This window comes from Quyinboa sediminis, from assembly GCF_042219855.1.
Taxonomy (GTDB): Bacteria; Bacteroidota; Bacteroidia; order Bacteroidales; family UBA5342; genus JBHJHP01.
On the sequence record NZ_JBHJHP010000004.1, the window covers coordinates 510,760 to 535,896 of the forward strand.

Annotated in this window: 16 protein-coding genes; 7 read left to right on the plus strand and 9 right to left on the minus strand. The window is 40.2% G+C overall.

What is annotated here, in order from left to right; genetic code table 11:
• Window positions 1–63 precede the first annotated feature (63 nt).
• The 8 genes from ACE1EF_RS12505 to ACE1EF_RS12540 all read right to left on the minus strand — a co-directional run bounded on the left by ACE1EF_RS12505 (window position 64) and on the right by ACE1EF_RS12540 (window position 7,794).
• The gene (locus tag ACE1EF_RS12505) at window positions 64–1,251 is read right to left on the minus strand and encodes a DUF4861 family protein (protein WP_375721007.1); all 1,188 of its coding nucleotides are present in this window, start codon (window positions 1,249–1,251) and stop codon (window positions 64–66) included.
• Window positions 1,252–1,269: 18 nt separating this feature from the next.
• Window positions 1,270–1,941: a bifunctional 4-hydroxy-2-oxoglutarate aldolase/2-dehydro-3-deoxy-phosphogluconate aldolase gene (locus ACE1EF_RS12510; protein ID WP_375721008.1), complete on the minus strand. Its 672-nt coding sequence runs from the start codon at window positions 1,939–1,941 to the stop codon at window positions 1,270–1,272.
• A gap of 244 nt (window positions 1,942–2,185) precedes the next feature.
• Entirely contained in the window at window positions 2,186–3,283 is a 1,098-nt protein-coding gene (locus tag ACE1EF_RS12515; RefSeq protein WP_375721009.1) for a sugar kinase, read from the minus strand.
• Between the two features lie 109 nt (window positions 3,284–3,392).
• Window positions 3,393–4,190 carry a gluconate 5-dehydrogenase gene (locus ACE1EF_RS12520; RefSeq protein WP_375721010.1) on the minus strand — a complete coding sequence of 266 codons (798 nt, stop codon included), beginning with the start codon at window positions 4,188–4,190 and terminating at the stop codon, window positions 3,393–3,395.
• Window positions 4,191–4,211: 21 nt separating this feature from the next.
• Window positions 4,212–5,057, minus strand: a complete 846-nt coding sequence (kduI, locus tag ACE1EF_RS12525; protein WP_375721011.1) for a 5-dehydro-4-deoxy-D-glucuronate isomerase — start codon at window positions 5,055–5,057, stop codon at window positions 4,212–4,214.
• A 20-nt stretch (window positions 5,058–5,077) separates the two neighbouring features.
• A complete protein-coding gene (locus ACE1EF_RS12530; RefSeq protein WP_375721012.1) occupies window positions 5,078–6,433 on the minus strand; it encodes an MFS transporter in 1,356 nt (451 codons plus the stop codon).
• A gap of 36 nt (window positions 6,434–6,469) precedes the next feature.
• Window positions 6,470–7,531 (minus strand): LacI family DNA-binding transcriptional regulator, encoded by a 1,062-nt coding sequence (locus ACE1EF_RS12535; RefSeq protein ID WP_375721013.1) that lies wholly within the window; start codon window positions 7,529–7,531, stop codon window positions 6,470–6,472.
• A gap of 191 nt (window positions 7,532–7,722) precedes the next feature.
• Window positions 7,723–7,794 (minus strand): SVM family protein, encoded by a 72-nt coding sequence (locus tag ACE1EF_RS12540; RefSeq protein WP_375721029.1) that lies wholly within the window; start codon window positions 7,792–7,794, stop codon window positions 7,723–7,725.
• A 2-nt stretch (window positions 7,795–7,796) separates the two neighbouring features.
• Between ACE1EF_RS12540 and ACE1EF_RS12545 the strand changes: the two genes are divergently transcribed.
• From ACE1EF_RS12545 to ACE1EF_RS12565, 5 genes are all read left to right on the plus strand, one after another.
• Window positions 7,797–11,030: a TonB-dependent receptor gene (locus tag ACE1EF_RS12545; RefSeq protein ID WP_375721014.1), complete on the plus strand. Its 3,234-nt coding sequence runs from the start codon at window positions 7,797–7,799 to the stop codon at window positions 11,028–11,030.
• A gap of 19 nt (window positions 11,031–11,049) precedes the next feature.
• Window positions 11,050–12,546, plus strand: a complete 1,497-nt coding sequence (locus tag ACE1EF_RS12550; protein ID WP_375721015.1) for a BACON domain-containing protein — start codon at window positions 11,050–11,052, stop codon at window positions 12,544–12,546.
• A 176-nt stretch (window positions 12,547–12,722) separates the two neighbouring features.
• Window positions 12,723–13,928, plus strand: coding sequence for an alkaline phosphatase family protein (locus ACE1EF_RS12555; RefSeq protein ID WP_375721016.1), 1,206 nt, complete (start codon window positions 12,723–12,725; stop codon window positions 13,926–13,928).
• Between the two features lie 157 nt (window positions 13,929–14,085).
• A complete protein-coding gene (locus ACE1EF_RS12560; RefSeq protein ID WP_375721017.1) occupies window positions 14,086–14,787 on the plus strand; it encodes a DUF5020 family protein in 702 nt (233 codons plus the stop codon).
• A gap of 17 nt (window positions 14,788–14,804) precedes the next feature.
• Window positions 14,805–16,106, plus strand: a complete 1,302-nt coding sequence (locus ACE1EF_RS12565; protein WP_375721018.1) for an NCS2 family permease — start codon at window positions 14,805–14,807, stop codon at window positions 16,104–16,106.
• 123 nt (window positions 16,107–16,229) lie between these two features.
• On the opposite strand, the gene ACE1EF_RS12570 is transcribed toward ACE1EF_RS12565, so the two are convergent.
• On the minus strand, window positions 16,230–17,141 hold the full coding sequence (locus ACE1EF_RS12570) for a glycoside hydrolase family 16 protein (RefSeq protein ID WP_375721019.1): 912 nt from the start codon (window positions 17,139–17,141) through the stop codon (window positions 16,230–16,232).
• Window positions 17,142–17,557: 416 nt separating this feature from the next.
• On the opposite strand from ACE1EF_RS12570, the gene lacZ reads away from it, so the two are divergent.
• On the plus strand, window positions 17,558–20,689 hold the full coding sequence (gene lacZ / locus ACE1EF_RS12575) for a beta-galactosidase, LacZ type (RefSeq protein ID WP_375721020.1): 3,132 nt from the start codon (window positions 17,558–17,560) through the stop codon (window positions 20,687–20,689).
• A gap of 198 nt (window positions 20,690–20,887) precedes the next feature.
• The gene (locus tag ACE1EF_RS12580; protein ID WP_375721021.1) at window positions 20,888–25,012 is read left to right on the plus strand and encodes a hybrid sensor histidine kinase/response regulator transcription factor; all 4,125 of its coding nucleotides are present in this window, start codon (window positions 20,888–20,890) and stop codon (window positions 25,010–25,012) included.
• Window positions 25,013–25,137: the final 125 nt, after the last annotated feature.

The window sequence follows — 25,137 nt, forward strand, 5'->3', positions numbered from 1 at the left end:
GATAAAAAAAGCAATGACCATCATAGCCATTGCCTTTACCTGTTTAAATCTTTTTTACTTAAATTATTCAATTGTGACTTCGAGCGGTTTTGTAACCTGCACCGCAAAGTCATTCAAATAATCCTTCCATGCTTGTGTGGAGGCAAACTGCCTGCTTTCTTTCCAGAAAAATCCACTGTAATAGATTATTTTACCATCAATGGGCTTCAGGTGAACCAGCAAATGACTCTTTTCCGGTTGATTCACAATATATTCTTCATATCCTGTTACATATTTGGGATCGACCACAACAGCAGTATTTAATTCAGAGCCAAAATAATGTTTATCCTCAAAATTAAACCAGCCAACGGTTGCATCAGCACTGATCTCCTGCTTTTTTTCGTGTAATGTGATCCCAACGGTAATAGCATCTGTACCTTTTACTTCAATTTCAAAACGTGTAAGATTTGAACCTTTATCAATGGAGATATATTTTGTTTCGGTAACGGTATCTTCACCGGCTGCATAGGGGGCATAATACAGTTTGAAATCGCCACGGATGATGCCATCTTCAATCTTATCCCATTTGATATAATTTTTGGCTGCGTACATCTTTCCTGTTTCTTTATCAAAGACCATGGTTCCACCGCATCCACGACTGCTTCCCACATGGTAATTGTCGAGTCCCTCGCCGGTATCTTCATGGTAGGTTCCCCCCTGTGAAGGCTTTTTATACCATTTATTAATAATAGGGTAGTCCACCTTTTTCAGCCAGCAGTCCACGCCGCTTGACAGTGTTCCTCCCGGATCACCAGCTTCCGTTAGTCGCTGGGCCTCAGGACCATAAACCCTGAATGCAACCCGATCGTTTTCCCATGCATAGTCATCTATCCGTTCAGGCACAAATCTGGAATAACATACAATTTCTTCAACAGGTGCTGCCTCACCCGGTTTTAGATTACGGATAAGCACTGTGGTTGTTGAATTTGCACCTACTTCCGGCTGAAAGAGAGCAGCGGCTGTGGTGTCAGAATCTTTCCCCTTACTTAGCTGAACCGGATAAACCAAACCGTTTGAAAGGTTTTCAGCAACGAGTATTCCTGAAAGATCCAGATGATTTGCAAGAAGTGTTTCAACCGGAACCGAAACAACTTCGTGAGATCTTTCAACATCTGTCGGATTTGTGATCTTCAGCTTTAAACCTGTTTCTTTTGTACATGAAATAACCGACAGAACAAGTATAAAAGTGAAAAATAGATGCTTAATATTCATAGTAGTGATATTATTGTTTTACTTTTTCAGGTCCTGAACGACTTGCATTGCAGCTTTTACTTTTGCTGTAACCTCGTCAAATTTTTCATTTTTAATCACATCTGAGGGAAAAAGTTTTGATCCCAGACCAACACAGGAAACACCGGCATCAAACCATGCTTTCAGATTCTCAGGATCAGTGGAAACGCCACCAGATGGCATGATTTTAGTCCATGGACACGGAGCTTTAATGGCTTTTACAAAGGATGGGCCACCAACTTCGGATCCAGGGAAAATTTTAACAATCTCTACTCCGAGTTCTTCGGCAAGATTAATTTCGGAGAGCGTTCCGCAGCCTGGCATCCATGCAATTTTTCTGCGATTACATACCTTAGCCATATCAGGATTCAGAGAAGGTGACACAATGAAATTAGCACCCAGCTGAATATACAATGATGCTGTTCCCGCATCAACAACTGAACCAACACCCATGATCATTTCCGGGCAGTTTTCGGCGACCCATTTATTGACCTCGGCGAATACTTCGTGTGCATAATCACCTCGGTTGGTAAATTCAAAAACACGTGCGCCTCCCTCGTAACAGGCTTTAACCACCTTTTTTACAATTTCGGCATTTTTATTATAATACAATGGTACCAACGCTGTATCAACAACGGTATTCAGTACATGCATTCTGTCAAATCTGGCCATAATAATCAATTTTAAAATTAAAAGGTAAAAGGCAAAAACAATCTCATGGATAAAGTAATAAGGTGAAAAGTAAAAAGTCAAAATCATTTTTACAATTTATCTTTATCTTAAATATTTGCTTTTGAATTTACCACGATTCTTCCTGATATTTTTTTAATTGTTCTGATTCATCTTGTAAATAACGCACATTTATAAAAATAGAATTTTCGCTTTTCTTTTAACTTTCTACTTTTAACTTATTCATTTATCTGTCAACTCTGGCACTGCCACCACCGATAATTTTTTCAACCTCCGACAATGTTGCCATGGTTGTATCGCCAGGCGTTGTCATAGCTAAAGCGCCATGAGCTGCTCCATATTCCACAGCTTTTGCACCATCGTTGAATTCAAGAAAACCATAGATCAATCCAGAGGCAAAACTGTCACCTCCACCTACACGATCCAGAATTTCCAGATCTTCACGGTGTTGTGCTTCGTGAATTTTTCCGTCAGCATAACATATTGCTCCCCATGAGTTAACTGTAGCAGACTTTACAGTACGTAGCGTGGTTGCGATCACTTTAAAATTGGGAAATTCCCTTACTGCATTTTTTATCATGGATTTGTATCCGCCCAGATCGAGTTCTTTAAGCTCATCATCATTCCCGGCGACTTCAAGTCCAAGACAGGCCGTAAAATCTTCCTCGTTACCAATCATCACATCCACATATTTTGCAATCTCCCTGTTCACCTCCTGTGCTTTGGCTTCACCTCCAATTGCTTTCCATAAAGATGGTCTGTAGTTCAGGTCATATGAAACAACAGTGCCGTATTTCTTGGCCGTTTTAACTGCTTCAATAACTGTATCCGCTGCTGTTTCTGATAACGCAGCAAATATACCTCCGGTATGAATCCAGCGAACACCTAGAGTTCCGAAAATGTATTCCCAGTCGATGTCACCTGGCTTTAACTGAGATGCCGCCGTATTGCCTCGGTCGGATACACCTTTTGCTCCACGGATACCAAAGCCTCTTTCTGTAAAGTTTAAGCCGTTACGGACAGTTCTTCCACAACCATCATACGCCACCCATTTTACAAATTGCGTATCCAGTCCTCCCTGTAGCATGAAATCTTCGATTAAAGATCCGACTTCATTGTCGGCCAGGGCCGTGATAATAGCAGTGCGTTTCCCAAAACATTTTCTCAGGCCGCGCGAAACATTGTATTCTCCGCCACCTTCCCAGGCACGAAATTGTCTGGCCGTTCTGATTCTTCCTTCTCCCGGATCAAGTCGTAACATTACCTCGCCCAGAGAAATACAGTCATATGTACATTCTGATGCCGGTTTAACCTGTAAAGTCATTTTTAAATTTTTTCGTTTTGATTTCTTAATTGTAAGTCATTCGCAAAGCATACCAACCTGCCGCAGAAACAGGTCCAGGGCAGGTTGGTATTTATTTTAAGACCAATGTCTAAATGTCATTTTCTCCCTTTACATAACCGAAGTTCGCAAGGATACCTCCATCAACATAAAGAACATGACCGTTTACAAAATCACTGGCTTTAGATGCAAGGAAGAGAGCGGCGTGGCCAACATCTTCCGGTTCACCCCAGCGACCTGCCGGCGTTCTGGTCATAACCAGATCGTTGAACGGATGATTGCCTTCACGGATGGCTGCAGTCTGAGAGGTCGCAATATAACCGGGACCAATACCATTGATCTGTACATTGTATTTTGCCCACTCACAGGTCATGTTTGAAGTCAGTAGTTTTAAACCACCTTTTGCAGCAGCATAAGCTGAAACAGAGTTACGGCCGTAAACGCTCATCATGGAGCACATGTTAATGATTTTTCCAAAACGGCGTTCGATCATTCCCGGAGCAACGCGTTTGGCAACAATGAGTGGTGCCACCAAATCGATATCGATTACCTGCTGGAAATCTTTAATCGGCATGTCCAGTATCGGAATGCGCTTAATGATACCTGCATTGTTAACCAGGATATCAACCGGACCAACATTCTTTTCTATTTCTGTGATTCCTTTATCTACATCGTCTTCGCTGGTAACATCAAACTTAAGTGTATATACATCAAGTCCTTCCTTAGCATATTCAGCTTTGCAGGCTTCCAGTTTTTCTTCGGAAATGTCGTTTACACATATTTTTGCACCGGCTTTACCCAAAGTAGTTGCCACGGCCATACCAATACCGTGTGTGCCACCTGTAATAAGGGCTACTTTACCGGTTAAATCAAATAATTCCTGAATCATCGTTATTTATTTTTTTGGTTCTTATCTCAAATCAGAAGGTTGCTGGGTGTCCATATCTCCGTAATCGAGATTTTCGCCACCCATTCCCCAGATAAACGTGTATTTAGCTGTGCCAGCTCCGGCATGAATGGACCATGTTGGAGAAATAACAGCCTGTTCGTTGTGCATAAAGATGTGCCGTGTTTCCTGTGGTTGACCCATAAAGTGAACAACTGCCTGATCTTCAGGTACCTCAAAATAGAAATAGGCTTCCATGCGTCTGCTATGTGTATGTGCAGGCATGGTATTCCAAACGCTACCCTCTTTAAACTCTGTCATACCCATTTGTAACTGGCAGGTATCAACCACGCCGTGTACGATAAGCTTATTGATTTTCCTTGCGTTAGACGAGTTTAAATCGCCAAGCTCAACAGTGATTGCATCGTCAAGCGTTACCTTTTTATTTGGGTACGATTTGTGCGCGGGAGCAGAGTTGAAGTACAGTTTAGCCGGTTTGGAAGCATCGGCTGATTCAAATACAACTTTTGTTGTACCCCTTCCCAGATAAAGTGCTTCGCGATAATCCAGTTCAATGACTTCATCATCCACGGTTATTTTAGCTTTGCCGCCAATATTAATAATTCCTAATTCACGTCTTTCGAGAAAATAGGTTGCTTTTAAAGGATCAATAGCATCAAGGCTCAATGATTTGGTAACAGGGTATGCACCACCGACAATAATTCTGTCGTAATCGGTGTAAACCATGTTAATCATGTCCTGTTCAAAAATTGTCTCTACCAGAAATTCTTTACGCAATCTTTGTGTATCATACAATTTTGCGTCGTTCGGGTGAGACGCGTAACGAATTTCATATTTAATGTGACTCATAATAAAATTTATTTTTGTGTTTAAGCTTCTGTATTTACCAGATTTAGATTTTCATCCATTGGGGTCATCTTTGGCATTAATAAATGTACAATACCTAATAAAATAAGGTAAGCTGAACCTGCAATCAGAAATGCCCAGAAATATCCTGCATTACCTGATGTATCCAACACTTCACCAAGAGCGAGGTCGCCAACAATACCGGCAACTGCACCGATCATGCCACCAATACCTGTAACTGAACCAACAGCTTTTTTAGGAAATACATCAGAAACCAGAGTAAATATGTTTGCTGACCAGGCCTGATGCCCTGCAGCTCCAATACCAATAAGCACGACAGCTAACCATTTGCTTTCAGTTATCGCAACATATGCAACAGGAAGAATAATCAGTGCACAAATTAATAATGTCATTTTACGTGCCTTATTGATTGACCAGCCTTGCCGCATGAATTTACCGGATAACCATCCACCGAAAATACTACCGCCATCTGCCAGCAGATACATAATCATGAATGGGATACCGATATTGTGAATATCGACTTCAAATTTGTCTGCAAGAAATTTTGCTCCCCAGAAAAGGTAAAACCACCATACAGCATCTGTAATCTTTGCTGTGGCAAAAGCCCAGGTCTGGCGCTTTGGAAGCACTTTTGCCCAGGATAGTTTTTCCTTACTTTCCACAACAGAATCACTATTGATGTATTCCAATTCTTCTTTCCCCAGTTTTGGGTGTTCTTCAGGTTTCTGATAGGTTTTAATCCATAAGAATACCCAAAATGCACTTAATACTCCCGTAATTAAAAAAGGGTATTGCCAATGCATGAAGTCTCCCTGACCTCTGTCGCCTCCTGTCCACCATACAACAGCACCTATAACAAACGGAGCTGCAATGGCACCAATACTGGTTGCTGCATTATAAATACCAGTTGCAAAAGCCCTGTCTTTTTTGGGAAACCATTCTGCAACAGTTTTTTGGGCAGCAGGAAAGTGACCTGATTCTCCAAATCCAAGTCCAAAACGGGCAATGGCAAACAGTGCCACACTACTTAGGGTAAAACCAAGAAATGTAACTTCACTTACTACAGTTGCATGCAACATTCCAAAAATACTCCATATTCCAATTGCAAGCATGTAACCTTTTTTGGTTCCTAAGCGGTCAATAATTCCACCCATACTTAACATACCAATTGCATAAGCAATCTTAAATGCAACCATAATATGTGCATAATCCGTATTTGTCCAATGGAACCATTCCATAAGGTCAGGAGCCATAATACCAATAATACTTCGGTCGAAGTAATTGACCGTGGTAGCATAAATCAACATGGACAGGATTCTAAACCTGTATTTGCCAATACTTTTTGTTACTGCTGTCATGATAAAGTTTTAATATGAATAAATTAGTTAATTAAATTATTGTTTCAAATATTTTAAATTCTCTTTCATAATTATGTCAATTGTACTGTAGTTAATCTTCTCAATATTATTGCCGGCACCCAAATGTCGGAATAAGGACATTACGCCATTATAGCCCTGCTCTTCGGGTTTCTGACTGATTAAAAAATCAATAACTCCTTTGTTAAGGTATTTCAGATTCTCGTCTATCAGGTCATATCCAATCAATATTGTATTGTTTATTTCGAGGTCGTCAACCAATTTTGCCACTTTGTAAACCCTGGAGCCTGAAACAAAAACTCCGGCCAGATTATCCACCTTTTTAAGGCAACTGCTTAACGTGTCCTTTAACTCTGTGGGGTGCAGTAGATCTACTTCCTTTGAAATGATCCTGATGTTTTTCATTCCGTAGTTATCAAAATAACTCAAAAATCCCTTTTCACGCTTTAAAATATGGTGCGAAATCACCTTATTGTTCGCCAGTTTCAGTACAAGTACGGTCGAATTATCCGGAATGCCGTAATTGATGAGCTTTCCTGCAACGAAACCGCTTTGCCAGGCATCCTGTCCAAAATAGGCCAGAGGATTACCAAAATCAATATTAACATCAAAAAATACATACGGTATCTCCAGTTCATCCAGTAAAATTGTAAACTGCATGGCCGCCTCACGGAATACCGGATTAAACAGTACGCCATCCGGATGACTTTTCAGTACCTCATCACGCGCTTCGAAAAACGATTTTTCGTTCGCATCGTTAAAGGTATAAATATCTACCGCAAAATTGTAATCTTTTAACTCATCTTCAGCTCTTTTAATGCCGGCAATTGGTTTTGACCAGTATGGATTACCTGCATTTCCGGCTGGCAGAAGCACCGCAATGCGGAATAATTTTTTTGATGCAAGGGATTTGGCTAAAAGATTCGGTGTATAATTGAGCTCCTCTATTATGGAAAGAATTTTAACCCGTGTTTCTTCTTTTACTTCACCTCTGTTGTGCAATACACGATCAACCGTGCCAACGGATGTGCCGGCTTTTCTGGCGATATCTTTAATTCGGATTTTTTGGTTGGAATCCATGGATTAAACTGTTTTTCGTGCACGTGCACGGCAAATGTACAAAACTTTTCGTGAATTGTTCGTGTGCGCACACGATTATTTTTATGTTGATATAAAAATATTTTTTCGTCTAAGTCCATTTTTTAATAAAAATGAAAAGTTTTGGACACATATATTTATTATACAATTCATAAGTTCGCAGCCGGAAATGTTTAAATTTGAGCCTTGTAATTATTTATTATTAACCAAACACTTAAAAATGAAAAAAGTATTATTTTTAGTATTGATGGTTATTTCAACCATTGCAACAGGTTTCTCACAGGTAACCACATCCAGCATGAGTGGACGTATTACTGATGCTGAAGGAGCTGTGATTGGTGCAACAGTAATTGCTACACATACACCTTCAGGAACAACCTACGGTACTGTAACAAATACAGAGGGCCGGTTTAACCTAAACGGTATGCGTGTAGGAGGGCCTTACACAGTAAAAATTACGTTTATCGGTTATGGTGCGTACACTCAGAACAATATTACATTGAGCTTGGGTGAAAACTATGTAATGAATGTTGTACTGTCAGAAGAAGCACTATCGATTGATGAAGTAATGGTTACGGCTACCCGCACAAAATTCTCGAACGAGAAAACAGGCGCAGTAACCAATATCACAAACGAGCAGATAGATAATTTGCCAACTGTGAATCGCAGCATTACAGACATTACCCGCCTTTCTCCTTATGGTGGTAATGGAATGAGCTTTGTCGGTTCAGATGGTCGTACTGCAAACTTTACAGTAGATGGAGCTAATTTCAACAATAATTTCGGTCTGAGTGATGCTCTTCCAGGTGGAGGTAACCCAATTTCTATTGAAGCTATCGAAGAATTGCAGGTTGTAATCGCTCCATATGATGTACGTCAAACGAACTTTATTGGTGGTGGTGTAAACGCTATTACAAAATCAGGTACAAATAAATTCATAGGAAGCGCTTACGTTTATCACAGAAATGAAAACATGCGCGGAGATGCTGTTAATGGGCTTCAAATCGCTGGTGCACGTGAAAAAGACCGTAATACAACATATGGTTTCACTTTAGGTGGTCCGATTATCGAAAACAAATTGTTCTTCTTCGTAAACGGTGAAATGTCGAAAACACCAACAATTGCCAATCGTTGGAGAGCTTCAACTGATGGCATTGCTGATCCGGACAATTTTATCTCCCGCACAACAGAAAATGATCTACAGACGGTTTCTGATTTTGTGAAAAATAACTATGGATATGAAACGGGGTCTTATACAAATTTCCCGGCAGATGAAAGCAACAACAAACTTCTTGCCCGTTTGGATTGGAACATCACAAACAAACATCGTTTAGCATTACGCTATAACTATACCAAGAACACTTCATGGAGGCCACCTAATGCGTCTTCTATGGACGGAGGCACTCGTATGTCTGAGGCAAGAATGTCACAGGCTTCAATGTCATATGCAAACTCGATGTATTCGATGGACAACCTTGTTCATTCATTCTCTTTTGACTTAAACAGTCGATTATCGGATAACATCTCTAACCAATTCCTGGCAACATTCTCAAAACTTGACGATGTTCGCGGAACCAATTCGTCAGAATTTCCTTTTATCGACATTCTGAAAGACGATCAGGCATATCTTTCTTTAGGATACGAGCTATTTACCTGGAACAACGGTGTTCACAATAATGTATGGAACATTAAAGATGAAATGACCTATTATTTAGGTAATCATAAAATTGTTGGCGGTATTGCGTACGAGTATAAGATGGCTGACAACTCTTATATGCGTAACGGTACAGGATATTATCGCTACACAAGTCTTGACGACTTCTTAAATGAAGCAACACCTGAAATCGTTAACTTAACTTATGGTTACGATGGAGAGAGCAATCCTGCAGCCCGCATCAGAACAAACAAAATAGGAGTTTACGGGCAGGATGATTGGAGCGTTACTGAAAATTTCAAACTTTCGTATGGACTTCGTATCGATGGGCTTTTCTTCAATAATAGTGACCTGATAACAAACAATGCTATCGCTGCCATTGATTATAACGGTCGTAATATCGATACAGGAAAATGGCCTGATGCAAATATCATATTCTCTCCCCGCGTAGGATTTGTTTGGGATACATTTGGTGATAAGAGCCTGAAAGTTCGTGGAGGTACCGGTCTTTTCTCCGGCAACTTACCGCTAGTATTCTTCACCAATATGCCTACCAACGGTGGAATGGTACAATATCAGGCACAAATAAATGCAAGAAATGCTGCGAATAATGGTTTCACAATGGATGAATTTGCCGGTGGTCTTGTAACTGATGCAAACGGAAATGCCAACATTACCGCACTTTATGACAAGTTAATATCATTGGGATATCCTTCAACTATTTCTCCCGACGATGGAACTGTTCCTTCTGCTATTGCGGCTGTTGATCCAAAATTCAAAATGCCGCAGGTTTGGAAATCATCACTTGCTGTTGATTACGCATTCAAAACATCTTTCCCACTCTCTGTATCAGTAGAAGGGATTTACAATAAAACAATCAACGGTGTTTCAATTTCCGACTGGAGTATTCCAAATGTTGGTGGTTTCGCCCGTTTCAATGGTGTTGACAATCGTCCGATTTATCCTGCCGGATATCGTACTGCCACTAAGGCCTTTGTATTGGAAAACACAGACCGCGGTTATGGTTGGTCGGGCAACATTACACTTAATGCCAAACCAGCAGACTGGATCAGCTTGATGGCTGCTTATACACATACAGTTGCTAAAGATGTAACAGGAATGCCTGGATCGAATGCTGAATCAGCATTTACATACGTTCCAACAGTAGAAGGTCCTAACTACATTAAACTGCACAATTCTCAATACACCACACCCGATCGTCTTATAGCATCACTTACTGCTCACGACAATGGCAATAACCACTATAGCATTATTTATGAAGGATGGCGCGGTGGATATAACTACTCGTTCATGACCGTTAACGATATCAATAGTGACGGTTACAACTACGATGCAATCTATGTTCCAACTGACAATGAAGTGGCAAACAATGAATTCCGCTTTGTTTCAGCAGACGATCAAACTCGTTTTATGGACTATGTGCATTCCAATGATTATTTGAGTAATCAACAAGGCAAATACGCAGAAGCTTATAGCGTTTACTCTCCCTGGGTACATCGCGTTGACTTAAGTTACAAACATGATTTTTCTCTTAAAACAGGTAATAGCCAACACAAACTGCAACTTAGCCTTGATATCAAGAACGTGATGAACCTGTTCAACTCCAGTTGGGGTGTAAGCAAATATTTGAATCCGGAAATTGGTTCTGAAGCCCGTATCCTTAAATATGAAGGAGTTGATGCTGACGGTGTGGCTACATTCTCAACACCCTCTTCAATTCATGGTGATACCAAAACATTTACGCCAAACTATTCATTGGGTCAAACCTGGTATGCATTAATCGGTATCAAGTATATTTTCAACTAATTTAAAAGCACTGACAATTATGAAATTAAAAAACATATTTCCATATTTCATTGCCATACTTGCCTTGATGACAAGTTGTACCGATGAAGAAACAATGACATTTCTTGATCAAATTCAAGTATCGTCGTCTTACGTGGCTCTTCCAGTAGATGGAGGCACAACAACCATTACCGTAACTGCCAAAGATAGCTGGACAGTTGAAAATAATGTTGAATGGCTGACTATCTCAGCAGCCTCTGGCGGTGCCGGTGAATCAACGCTTGAATTTTCGGCTCAATCGGCTGTAGACGGTCGCAAAGCAGAGGTTTTAATTCAATGCGGCGGCGAAACTCAGAGAATAAATGTCATCCAGGGTTTGGCAACAATTTCACCTGCAACATGTGCAGAGGTAATTGCCGGACCTGACAGCAAAACCTATCTGGTAACCGGAGTTGTTACGGCAATAGCCAACACACTTTACGGTAACTGGTATCTGGAGGATGAAACAGGTTCTATTTATATTTATGGTACCCTTGACGCTAAGGGTGGAGAGAAAAACTTTTTAAGTTTAGGACTTGAAGTGGGAGATGAAGTAACTGTTCAGGGACCAAAAACTACCTACAATGGAACTGTAGAGTTGGTCAATGTAACCGTTATCAATATCAATAAATCACTGGTTAAAGTTGATTCGGTATCAAACGCAACACTGCCTATCGAAGGTGGTGAATTTATTGCATACCTTACCTGTAAAGGACAAGGCGTATCGGTGGATATTCCTGAGGATGCCAAATCCTGGTTATCCATTTCATCTATCCAGTCAGCAGGAACCAACACCGTAGTAACATTCAATGCTGCCGCAAACACGGGCGGAGATCGTGGAACTACGCTCACATTCAGCACTACTGATGGAACTAAAAACTATACTTCTCAAACAACTCTTAGCCAAACAGGAGCGATTATCGATGCATCTATTGCAGAATTCCTTGCAGCTTCAGTTGGTGATACCCAGTATCGTTTGTCAGGTGTTATTACCAGTATAACCAATACTACATATGGCAATTTATACATTCGGGATTTCTCGGGTGAAACCTATGTTTATGGTATTCAGGATTTCGCTGATAAAGGTTTAAAAGAAGGTGACATAGTTACACTTGTTGGAAAACGTGCAGAATACAAAGGAACTCCACAGGTGGGCTCTGCTGTACTGGAAAGTTCTATTCCAGTAACTACAGCTACTATTGCTGAGGTGTTGACTAAACCTGACGATGCCAATACATACTTTATGGTGACCGGTGAAATTAAAGAAATTGACAATCCAACATACGGTAATCTATATTTGAAAGACGGCGACAGTGAAATTTATGTGTATGGCTGTTATCCGGGATATGGTGCATCCGGTGATGATAGAAAAGGTTTGATAGCAGACAAAGGACTTAAAGTGGGTGATACACTAACTGTAATTGCACCGAAGGGATCCTATAATGGAACCCTGCAACTTCAAAATAGTATTTATTTCAGCCATGTAAGTGCGCAATAAATCTGCTATTCTTCTCCGAAGTTTTTTATAGCTTACGAAAAATAAAAGCCGCACAAATAAACTGCACCCCAAAAGTTGGACACAACATTTGGGGTGTTTTTTATGATTTTTAAAGCAACAAAGTACTACCTTTACAACACCCTTTTGTGCATTGTTGCAGGATATAAATACAAAACATGAAACAAACGATATTACTTTTAGCAATTCTGGCTTTTTCTGCCGCTTGTAAACCCCAAAAAGACAATGAAAAAACTGCTTATGTGGTTGTCCTTTCCATGGATGGTTTCAGATGGGATTATACCTCCAAAACAGCAACGCCGGCTTTCGACAAGCTGGCGGAAAACGGTGTTAAGGCAGAATACATGATCCCTTCATTTCCAACCAAGACCTTCCCAAACCATTACACACTTGCTACTGGTTTATATCCGGGAGAGCATGGAATTGTGGCGAATTCATTCTATAACGATTCCCTGAAAAAGTCGTATTCCCTGGGAAATCGTGCAGCGGTTCAGGATGCTGATTTTTATGGTGGTGAGCCCATTTGGGTGACTGCTGAAAAGCATGGTATAAAAGCGGCAACATGTTTCTGGCCGGGAAGTGAAGCGCCTATTAAAGGTGTGCGTCCGTCTTACTGGCTGAAATATGATGGCAGCCTTAGTTACCAGTCAAGACTGGATACGGTGGTTTACTGGTTAACACTGCCATATAACCAACGTCCGCATCTCGTAATGTTTTACGTGGATGAGCCGGATCATACAGCGCATAGTTTCGGACCGGACAGCAAAGAGGTCACGGAAGAAATTTCATCGCTTGACAATTACCTTGCAGCTGTTCAGAAAAAACTATTCTCACTGGATATTGCCGATTCCATAGATTTTATTTTGTTGTCTGATCATGGTATGGCAAAGGTGAATATGGACAAATCCTACGATCTGTCTCAATTACTGCCGTCTGCCTGGATTGCACATCAATCCACTTCAAATCCTCTGGCTCTTATTGATCCGGCCCCGGGATTCGCCGATTCCATAGTTGCTACCCTGAATAAGGTGAAAGGGATCAGAGCCTGGCTAAAAAAGGATGTGCCCGCAAAGTATCATTATAATTCGCATCCTGCCATTCCCGGAGTTGTAGCCCTGGCTGACAGCTCTTATACGTTGTACTGGAAAAAATATACGCTTGCAGCAGATCACGGATATGATCCCGATACAAACAGTGATATGCGTACCATATTTTATGCCAAAGGTTCAGACTTTAAGAAAGATTTTATTAACACGCCGTTTTCGAACAGGATGATTTACCCGTTGATAACTAAACTGCTCGGAATCCCAACTGAAAAATCGCTGGAGGCCCTTAAAAATGAGCACGTTGAAGTGACAAAGTAAATCATGCATCAATGCTGGAATTTTGGTTATTAACACGGCTAATATTCTCTTGTTGAAAACATATTGAAAAATTGCGAAAGTGGTTTGTTCTTCAAAAATTAACAACTGTTAATTTTGATTTTTTTTAATAACACATTTAACTTAAATTTTTTAAGAGATGAAGAACAAACTATTACTTGCATTGATGCTTGTTTTTGCATCAGCCACTTTTGCTCAGAATGTTCAGTTGCATTATGATTTAGGCGAAGGACGGAACTTTTTTACATCTACAGTAGAGATGTTTAAACCAGACAAATATGGTTCTACATTTTTCTTTGTGGATATGGATTATAGTTCTGATTCACGCAATGTAAGCAACGGTGTATCTCTGGCTTACTGGGAAATTGCCCGCGCTTTCAAGTGGAAAGAAAACCAGAAAATTATGCCACGTGTGGAGTTTAATGGTGGTTTAATGAAACTGGATGATCCGTTGCCATTTGTTGCGATAGAAAATTGTTGGCTGGCTGGTATCGAGCACACCTGGGCATCGGCCGATTTCTCCAAGATCTTTACATTGCAGGGAAACTATAAGTACATTCAGGATAAAGAAAATGCTTCATTTCAGATTACTGGTGTATGGACAATTCAGTTGTTAAAGGGTAAAGTTACATTTACAGGTTTTGCTGATTTCTGGAAAGAGGGCATGGACTGGACAGGTGATGGAAATGCAGATACTGATTTCAGATTTCTTACTGAACCACAGCTTTGGTTTAATGTAAATTCAAACCTGGCAGTAGGTAGCGAAGTTGAAATCAGCAGTAATTTCGTTGGAGATAAATTCTTTGTCAGTCCAACAGTAGCCTGTAAATGGACCTTCTAATTCAATAAACAATCGCTATGTTAGATAAGTATTTTAAGCTTAAAGAAAATAAAACCAATGTACGAACCGAAGTTGTAGCTGGTATAACCACCTTTATGACAATGGCGTATATTCTGGCAGTGAATCCTCTTATTCTTGGTGATACAGGGATGGATAAAGGGGCTGTGTTTACCGCAACAGCTGTTTCAGCTGCTGTTGCCACAATCGTAATGGCACTTTTAGCAAAATTGCCTTTTGCTCTGGCACCAGGAATGGGATTAAATGCCTTTTTTACGTATACTGTATGCTTTGGTATGGGGCACAGTTGGGAATTTGCGTTAACGGCTGTTTTTCTCGAAGGTATTATTTTTATCCTTTTGACTGCTTTTAATATCCGGGAACTTATTATAAAGGCAATACCCAATAATGTAAAACATGCCATATCGGTTGGTATCGGTTTGTTTATTGCTTTTATCGGACTTAAGAATGCCGGAATTATTGTGAGCAATGAAGCAACTTTTGTAAGCCTGGGAAGTATTATGGATTTTAAGGCCAGCGGTGCACCTTTTGTAGCGCTGATCACAATTATCATCACCGGGGCTTTGCTCGCATTGCGTGTTAAAGGGGCATTGTTGATCGGTATTCTGATCGGAACCATTCTTGGTTTTCCGTTTGGTATAACTCATCTTCCGGAAACATTTGATATGACTCCTCCTTCCGTGGCTCCGGTATTTGCTAAATTTCAGTGGTCAGATATTTTTACGATGGATATGCTGCTGGTACTGTTTACCTTCCTTTTTGTAGATATGTTTGATACCGTAGGTACCCTGATTGGTGTATCAACCAAAGCAAACATGCTGGATAAAGAAGGTCGTATTCCGCGTGTAAAACAAGCGCTTTTTGCAGACTCCATTGGAACTGCTTTCGGTGCTCTAATGGGTACATCTACTGTAACAACCTATGTTGAAAGTGCATCGGGTGTGGCTGAAGGTGGCCGTACGGGTTTAACTTCACTAACAACAGGTGTATTATTTTTACTGGCTTTGTTTCTGTCGCCACTGTTTCTGATGGTTCCTGCGGCTGCAACTGCTCCGGCACTTGTTCTGGTTGGTGCAATGATGATAACACCAATTACCAAGATTAACCTGGAGGATTATACCGAAATGATTCCGGTATTTTTAACCATCATCATGATGCCTTTAACATTTTCAATTGCAGAAGGTATTGTGTTTGGTATGTTATCGTATGTACTTATTAAACTGATATCCGGTAAGGTAAAAGACGTTACTCCGGTAATGTATATTCTTGCCGTTTTATTTGTACTGAAGTTCTTTATTTAGTCTAAAGGCCATCAGATATGTCAAAGGCCGTCCGGAAGGATGGCCTTTGTTATTTCTGACGAATTATACTGTTATGCAGATTTTTTGCTGTTGTAAAAGTTCCGCTTTTTAATGTTTTACAGCTTACTGATAAACTCTTACATAATCAACTTTAAAGGTAATAGGGAAGAGTTCCGTATTTGGTTCACCACCATTTGAGCCTATAGCCAGGTTCAGCAGAATATAATGTGAATTACCTTTTCTGAAAGGATTAAAGCCATCATTGTTTCTTGTTTTATCCAGTGGAATTTCATTGAGCAATTCATTATCCAGGTAGAGTTTTATAACTTCCTGATCCCATTTCATGCCCCAAACATGAAATTTATTTACCCAATCAGGATCCTGAGCTGTAAAATGAGACAATGGTAAACGTTGTGAATCCCAGCTTACACCTCTGCCGTTTTCTCCGCCCCATGCAGCATTAGCCAGTATTGTTGGTTGGTTATTCACCCGGTAAAACTCCATAATATCTATCTCACCACATTCGGGCCAGTGTTTCTCTTTCCCAAGGGTCCAGATAGCTGGCCATGATCCTTTAGCTGTATCTATCTTAGCCCTGATCTCAAAATATCCATAACTGCTCCATTCCTGCAATCCTCTTGAAATAAGACAGGATGAGCTGAATTCTGCATACGGCCTCTGTTTACGCCAATCTCTGGAATTCGCGTTAAACTGCGTATTGGGAATGGAATCTTTTTTTCCCGTTATTTTCAGTAAGCCGTCCTTGCAGACGGCATTTTCGGGTTGATACCACTGTAATTCGTTATTCCTGACAAATCCATATTCATAGGTCCAGTTTTCGGGATTAGGCCGGCCATCTTCATTAAACTCATCATTCCAGACCAGACGCATGTCAAACATCGTTTCAGGTGCCTGACTTTTGGGTTGCGTACTACCGTTAACCTGAGCTTTTGATTTTATAATAAATACAAAAAGGAATAATATCACAGGAATTAAAAAGCGTAAATTCGGTTTTACCGGTAAAGTATCTTTCATATTTGGTATCATTTTAAATTAAACGTATGATGACTTAATGCTTTGTGGTGCTGCTTCAAAACAAATTTCGTTGTTTTAAGTGTTATAAAATAGCATAAACTTTAAAAATGATAGTAAAGATCCCAAACCGATCTTTTAATCAGTGGCAGTTGCATCTTATCTTAAGGCTTTCTTTGGCAATTATGGAATATGTATTTTAAAACGCGGAAAGGTTAATCCTGTTTATAAGAATACCAAACCCTAATGTGATTATTGAAATAGTTACATAAAAAATCAAATTATTTTCTCATATGTCAGCGGTGTTTCATTATTTTCGCAACATGAATAAGTGTGATTCAACTTTTTCAGAACTGATTTCAACCTGAGGACGTTATTGACACATGCAAAGAGAAATAAATCACTAAAAACAGAATAATATGATTAAAAAACCAATGACCTTTCTGCTGCTGTTTAGCGGATTGTTTATTGCAGTTTCATCATCTGCTAAGAGTCCCGACTGGGAAAATCCACAGATTTTTGGAATAAATAAAGAGGTGCCGAGAGCAACTTCAATGACCTATCCAACAGAAGAGATGGCACTGGCCGATAATTACAGTGCGTCTCCTTACTACCAGTTATTGAGTGGCACCTGGAAATTCAACTGGGCCCCGAACCCATCACAACGTCCGGCCGATTTTTATAAAACGGATTACGACGTTTCGTGCTGGGACGATATTCAGGTTCCTTCCAACTGGGAACTGAAAGGTTATGGTATTCCTATTTATACCAATATTACCTATCCTTATCCGAAGAGACCACCCCATATTCCACATGGAGACAATCCGGTAGGATCATACAAACGGAATTTTACCATTCCTTCAAATTGGGATGGACGACGTGTATATTTGCATTTTAAAGCCGGAACATCCGGAATGTATGTTTGGGTCAACGGAGAAAAAGTTGGCTACAGCCAGGTGACGAAATCACCTGTTGAATTCGATATTACTAAATATGTAAAAAAAGGTGATAACCAGCTTGCGGTTGAAGTGTACCGGTGGACAGACGGCAGTTACCTTGAAGATCAGGATTTCTGGCGTTTGAGCGGTATTGACAGGGATGTTTTTTTATATTCCACAGCTCAGGCCAGGATACAGGACTTTTTTGTAAAACCCGATCTCGATGATAAATACCGGGATGGTGAGATAAGTACTGATATTACCTTAAAGAATTTTGGCAAGGAAGAACTTAAAGGTATCGTAGCATTTACCTTGTATGATGCAAACGGCAACCGGGTTCTGGGGAAAGCAAAAGGTGTTGAAATTCCTGCATCCGGTGAATCTGTTGTGAATATTGACGGAAAAATCAAAGATCCTAAACTCTGGAGCGCAGAAACACCAGATTTGTATACGGTGGTTATTACACTTCTAGATTCAAAAAAGAATATAATAGAATCGACCAGTACGAAAACAGGATTCAGAAAAGTTGAACTGATAGACGGTCAGTTGAGGGTAAACGGTAAATACATTGTAGTGAAAGGCGTAAACCTTCATGAGCACAACGATGTGACCGGCCATTATGTAACACCTGAAACGATAATGAAGGACCTGAAGCAGATGAAGCGTCATAATATCAATGCCATTCGTACAAGTCACTATCCGCATTCACCGGAACTTTATGCCTTGTGCGATAAATATGGAATGTATGTGGTAGATGAAGCTAATATTGAAACGCATGCAATGGGTGCAGAATTCCAGTCATGGTTTGATAAAAGCAAACATCCGGCATATTTGCCTGAGTGGGAAGCTGCGCACATGGACAGAATTAAACGTCTGGTTGAGCGCGACAAAAACCATCCCTCAGTTATCATCTGGAGTATGGGAAATGAATGTGGTAACGGACCGGTTTTTTATAAAGCCTATGACTGGATAAAAGGCCGTGATCATACCCGTTTGGTTCAGTTTGAACAGGCCGGACAAAATAAGAACACAGACATTGTTTGTCCAATGTATCCTTCAATCAGGAATATGAAGGAATATGCAGACCGCCCCTCTGTGGATCGTCCATTTATTATGTGTGAATATGCGCATGCCATGGGAAACAGTACCGGTAATTTTAAGGAATACTGGGATATTATCAACAATTCGCCAAATATGCAGGGCGGTTTTATCTGGGACTGGGTTGATCAGGGATTGCTGACCCAAAACGATGAAGGTGAAAAATTCTGGGGTTACGGTGGTGATCTCCTGAGTGGACACCTGCACAACGATCAGAACTTTTGTCTGAATGGTGTTGTTAATCCTGACAGAACACCGCATCCGGGATTGAACGAAGTGAAGAAGGTCTATCAGAACATTAAGTTCATTCCGGTGAAGCCGCTTGAAGGCATTATAGAAGTGAAAAATGAATACAACTATACCGCATTGAAAAATTTTAATTTCAGGTGGGATCTGCTCGAGAACGGTAAAGTTATTGCCGGCAGTGCATTCAATGTAGATGCAGAACCGGAATCAGGAAAGGAGATTACACTTAAAATACCTGAGTTTAAGCCTGAACCGGGTAAAGAATATGCGCTGAATCTTTATGCCTTTACAAAAAAAGCATCAGAACTGATTCCTGCTGATTTTGAAATGGCCAGAGATCAGGTTGAACTGAACAAGGATGACTGGTTCAAAACCCAAAAGTTTGAGGCAGCCTCCGGTAAGCCGGTTATGAAAGATAACAATGATAAGGTTGTAATTTCAGGAGAGAATTTCCTGATAACGTTCAGTAAAGAAAGCGGTGAAATGATCGGCTTTGTTTCACATGGAAAGGAACTGATTGCTGCTGCTCCACGTCCTAACTTCTGGCGTGCCCCTGTAGATAACGATTTTGGCAACCAGATGCCTGAGAAACTGGCTGTATGGAAGAATGCCGGTAAGGAAGCAAAACTGAAAAGTTTTAATGTAACTGAAGAAAAAGGATTGGTCAGGGTTTCATCCGCTTACAATCTGAAGGATGTTTCAGCTGACTACACCATTGATTATACCATCAATACTTCAGGAGAAGTAAAAGTTGATGTGGCATATAAGGCTGATGCATCAGATTTGCCGGAAATGCCACGTTTTGGCATGACCATGGTTATTACACCCGGTTTTGAGGACTATGTGTATTACGGACGTGGTCCATGGGAAAATTATGCAGATAGAAACTATTCATCTCATTTAGGGGAGTTTACAAGTACCGTAAATGATCAGTATTTTGCGTACATTCGTCCGCAGGAAAACGGTAATAAGACCGATGTACGCTGGTTGTCACTGACAGATAATTATGGAGACGGAATTGTTGTAAAAGGTCTGCAACCATTGAGTGTGACGGCTTTGCATAATCCTGTTGAAGATTTTGATCCGGGAAGATGGAAAGCACAGCGTCACACAACAGATATTAAGCCGCATAAGGAAATCTACCTGTATGTAGATCTTGCACAGCGTGGTGTAGGTGGTGATGACAGTTGGGGGCGTTTGCCGCATGATCAATACAGACTGCAGAATAATACGTATACATATAGTTATATTCTAAGCCAGGCGAGATAAGATCTGAAAGAATTTTAAATGAGGTGCACCGGTTTTTGAACTGGTGCACCTTTTTTTATTTGGGAAAACCAATTGTAATTCAACAGCTTCTTGCAATCAAAAATGATTTGTGTAAATTTGTCCGGTAGCGATACGTAGAAAATATTGAATTTGGTATAACTCTTGCTATTCAACTGATCTAAAATTAAACAACTTAAAATGCAACGACTGATATCTGCCTTGGTTATTGTATCATTTTTTTTAACTGGTTCCTTTGCTCAGAAAATACTCGATTTTAATAAACTGACTATTGATGACGGGTTTACCAGCAGCCGGGCCAATGTAATACTGCAGGATAAAAAAGGATTTATCTGGATTGGTACCTGGAATGGCCTAAACCGCTATGATGGATATGATACCGAGATATTCAAACCAAGATATCACGATTCCACTACCATAAGTAACCGTGAGGTCACAGCACTTATGGAGGACCATCAGGGTAAAATATGGATTGGTACAACTTCGGGGCTGAACTGTTACGATCCTCAGCTGAGTAGTATGAAGCGCTATGCCTTTCAGCATCGTATCCTGGCACTTTTTGAGGATGACAGTAATCAGATTTGGGTTGGAACCAATGGTGGAGGCTTGTATTTGATGAATCCTGAAACAGGAAAAAAAGAACACTTTCTCGGTGCTGATGTAATCAGCGATATTTATGAAGACTCACGTCATATTTTCTGGATAGCCTCGTACCAGGGCTTGTTGAACTTTGACCGGTCCAGCAAAAGTTATATTCGTTTTCTGCCCGACAGAAATAATCCTAATTCCCTGAGCAATAATACTGTAACGCAGATTGTGGAATCTGAGGATCATAATTTATGGATCGGAACCTGGGGTGGAGGGCTGAATAAAATGGTTTATCACGAGAATAAGGATAGCATCAAGTTTTATGCCTACAATAATTATTCAGGAAACCGCTCGCTTTCAAGCACCGTTATTTATCAGCTTTATTATGACGATTATGGAAATCTTTGGGCAGGTACCTGGGCTGATGGATTGTACCTGCTTGAACCTAAAGAACAGAAAAAATCGCCTGCATTAGCTCAGTTTCACGCCTTTAAGCATGATCCTGCCAATTCTTTCAGCCTTTCAGGCAATAACATCACTGCTTTGTATGTTGACCGGTCGGGAATATTATGGGTTGGTGCCGCTAATATTGACAGGACAAGCATAATAAAAACAGGGTTTACCCGATACAAAACCTCAAGGTTGGTCAACGGAAAGGTACAGGAAAATACAGTTCGTACCTTGATGAATGATGATGGCAGGCTTTGGGTGGGGACAAACAATGACTTGCAGATATACGATTATACATCAGGGAAGTATAACTTCAGGAAGAGTGTTTCAAGGCCTTTATACCGGTATGGTAACAGCGTTTTCAGATCATCTTCGGTGCTGGATCTTACCCGGAATGAAGCCGGTATCTGGATGGGAACAGATGATGCAGGTTTGATTTTATATCCGGGTGATGCCGCAATACGTTACAACAGTCCGGAATATGTTTATCTTAATTCTGCAACTTCCCCAAGATTACCTGGAAATAAAGTAGGGAATGTTGTTGCATCAAAGAACTATCCGGGAGTTTTGTGGATAGGTACAGCTCAGAGTGGATTTGCAAAGCTGACCTACACAGCTGATAAAAAGGAAACCAGCATCTGGACTGTCGGTGAATACAGCAACTCGTTGTCTGATAATAATGTAAGGGCTGTTCTTGAAGATAGAAACGGAACGGTTTGGATCGGAACACAAAACGGATTAAACCGTCTGGATCCTCAAACCGGTTTTATTGAACAGTACCACTATTCATTCAGTGATACCGGTTCTATCAATGACAATGTGATTAATGTACTTTTTGAAGATTCATTTGATAATTTATGGATTGGTACCAATTCAGGGCTGAACCGGAAAGTTACTCATGAAGGACCTGATGGTAAAAAGAGAATATACTTCAAGGGATACCCATCCTTCAATTTTCTTGACGATGAGATAATTTCCAACATTGAGGAAGATGATGATGGCAACCTGTGGCTTGGACTTTATACGGGGGTGGTAAAATTTAATATTTTAAGGGATTCGTTAGTAAAAACCTTCCTGACGAAAGATTATCAGCGCATCATTATCAACCGTAATACCTGTATCAAAAACCCTTCAGGTGATCTTATTTATGGCGGTGCCAATGGTTTTGTAACTATGAATACAGATAGCCTCCTGCCTTCTTCTTTACCGCCAAAGGTTCTGTTTACGAATATTTTTGTGTTCAATAACGATTTAAATAACAAAGAGGTTGCGGACCTGTATGGTGTGGATAAAACTATTCCTTATGCAGAATCCTTAAAACTTTCTTACCGTGATAAAATAGTTCGCTTTGAGTTTTCTGCGATGGATTTTAAAAGTCCGAAAAAGAATACTTATAAATACATTCTGGAAGGATTTGATGAGATGTGGAACGATGCGGGCACACGAAACTCCGCAACATATACAAACATTAGTCCCGGTGAATATATTTTTAAGGTAAAAGCAACTAACAGCGATGGTATTGAAAGCAGTAAACCAGCAGAACTGACGATTATTGTGGCATCGCCCTGGTGGAATACAACATTTGCTTATATAGTTATCGCTCTGATTCTTATTGGTTTACTATACTTTTTTAAACAGTATTCAATAATTGAGGTCAGGGAAAAAGGGAAGATAATGCTGGAGCATCTGCAGTTTGAAAAAGAGCATGAGCTGAATGAAGTAAAATCGCGGTTCTTTACGAATATAACGCATGAATTCCGTACGCCATTGACTTTAATTCAGGGTCCTGCAGAAGAACTGGTAAAAAATAAAGACCTGCCACCGGTTGCTGTTAAACAGGCTACATTGATTCAACGCAATGCCCAACGACTACTAAGACTGGTGAACCAGTTAATGGAATTCAGAAAAGTTGAGCAGGAAAAGATGGAGGTTTATTTCCAGAAGACAAATATCAGCCAGATTATTGACGATCTGATTGAATCGTATAAAAGTATGGCGGGTTCCAGAAATATCAGTTTAAAGCAGGAAATGTCAGATGCTGTGATTTATGCGGATGTGGATATTGACAAATTTGAAAAAGTGCTTTATAATCTGGTTTCCAATGCCTTTAAATATTCTGAAGATGGCGGTACTATAACCGTGAGAGCCTTTATTGAAGAAAAAAGCGATACAGAAAAAGTATTGGTCGTTGAAGTTGAAGATACAGGAATTGGAATTGAGGAGGAATTCAGGGAAAAGGTTTTTGAGAAGTTTTTTCAGGCCAACAGCAGGCAAACGCAAAGTACAGGTGGTATAGGACTGTTTTTATCCAAAGCATTTGTAGAGTTACACGGTGGAAATATTGAACTGGATAGTGAGACAGGTAAAGGGAGTTGTTTTCGTGTTATACTTCCGGTTTTGCATCCTGAAACCGAATCAGATGAGGCAGAACCAGTCGGCACCGTAATAACACCCGAAGTTGACCCGGAGGAAAATCCTGATCCTGATCATCTTTTGCCTGAGAGCAAACCTAAGGTGCTGATCGTAGAGGATGACAGTGAGTTGAATGATTTCATTGTTTCGGGTCTGGAGGATGAGTTTGAAGTAACGGGTGTGTTTAATGGACATGAAGGATTTGAAACCGCTAAAAAAACAGAACCCGACCTGATTATTTCAGATATTATGATGCCGGAACTGGACGGTATTGAGATGATGAAGGCACTGAGAAAAGACTTTTCCACATCTCATATTCCGGTGGTCTTTCTTACGGCTAAAACAATGCGTGAGGATGAAATTCTGGGTTTAAAGCTTGGTGCTGTCGATTATATTCACAAGCCGTTCAACCTGATTTCATTGAGATTAAAAATTCAGAATATTCTGGCAAACAGACAGCGGATAAGGGATAAGATTAAAGCAGATCAGTTGCTTGAACCGGAGGAGATTGAATTAACTTCCCTGGACGACAAGTTTCTTAAAGAAGCGGTTGAAGCAGTGAACCAGAATATTGATGATACCTCGTTCGATGTTGAAAAATTCAGTATGGTAATTGGCGTAAGTCCAAATAAGGTTTACCGTAAAATTAAAGCTTTAACCGGGCAGACCGCAAAAGAGTTTATACGTAACCAAAGACTGAAAGCAGCTGCTAAAATGCTGTTGCAGAACAAACGCTCTATATCAGAAATTATTTACATGGTTGGTTTTTCCAGTCCGTCATATTTTACACGATGTTTCAGAGAGTATTACGGATGCACGCCTAAAGAGTATATTGAAAAGGGTGGAAATGCATGATTATATGATATCTTACGGTGTATTTTTTCTTTAAAATGCGGACTTCATAAGGTTTTATCAAATTTGTGATAGTCTATGTTGTGTTTTTGATACCGGGTTTCAGGATATAAATCTATTTTTGAATA

Coding starts and splice junctions, on each gene's coding strand:
- ACE1EF_RS12580 (WP_375721021.1), top strand. CDS start 20,888: ATGCAACGACTGATATCTGCCTTGGTTATTGTATCATTTTTTTTAACT.
- ACE1EF_RS12520 (WP_375721010.1), bottom strand. CDS start 4,190: ATGATTCAGGAATTATTTGATTTAACCGGTAAAGTAGCCCTTATTACA.
- ACE1EF_RS12550 (WP_375721015.1), top strand. CDS start 11,050: ATGAAATTAAAAAACATATTTCCATATTTCATTGCCATACTTGCCTTG.
- ACE1EF_RS12535 (WP_375721013.1), bottom strand. CDS start 7,531: ATGGATTCCAACCAAAAAATCCGAATTAAAGATATCGCCAGAAAAGCC.
- ACE1EF_RS12565 (WP_375721018.1), top strand. CDS start 14,805: ATGTTAGATAAGTATTTTAAGCTTAAAGAAAATAAAACCAATGTACGA.
- ACE1EF_RS12530 (WP_375721012.1), bottom strand. CDS start 6,433: ATGACAGCAGTAACAAAAAGTATTGGCAAATACAGGTTTAGAATCCTG.
- ACE1EF_RS12510 (WP_375721008.1), bottom strand. CDS start 1,941: ATGGCCAGATTTGACAGAATGCATGTACTGAATACCGTTGTTGATACA.
- lacZ (WP_375721020.1), top strand. CDS start 17,558: ATGATTAAAAAACCAATGACCTTTCTGCTGCTGTTTAGCGGATTGTTT.
- ACE1EF_RS12555 (WP_375721016.1), top strand. CDS start 12,723: ATGAAACAAACGATATTACTTTTAGCAATTCTGGCTTTTTCTGCCGCT.
- ACE1EF_RS12560 (WP_375721017.1), top strand. CDS start 14,086: ATGAAGAACAAACTATTACTTGCATTGATGCTTGTTTTTGCATCAGCC.
- ACE1EF_RS12505 (WP_375721007.1), bottom strand. CDS start 1,251: ATGAATATTAAGCATCTATTTTTCACTTTTATACTTGTTCTGTCGGTT.
- ACE1EF_RS12570 (WP_375721019.1), bottom strand. CDS start 17,141: ATGAAAGATACTTTACCGGTAAAACCGAATTTACGCTTTTTAATTCCT.
- kduI (WP_375721011.1), bottom strand. CDS start 5,057: ATGAGTCACATTAAATATGAAATTCGTTACGCGTCTCACCCGAACGAC.
- ACE1EF_RS12545 (WP_375721014.1), top strand. CDS start 7,797: ATGGTTATTTCAACCATTGCAACAGGTTTCTCACAGGTAACCACATCC.
- ACE1EF_RS12515 (WP_375721009.1), bottom strand. CDS start 3,283: ATGACTTTACAGGTTAAACCGGCATCAGAATGTACATATGACTGTATT.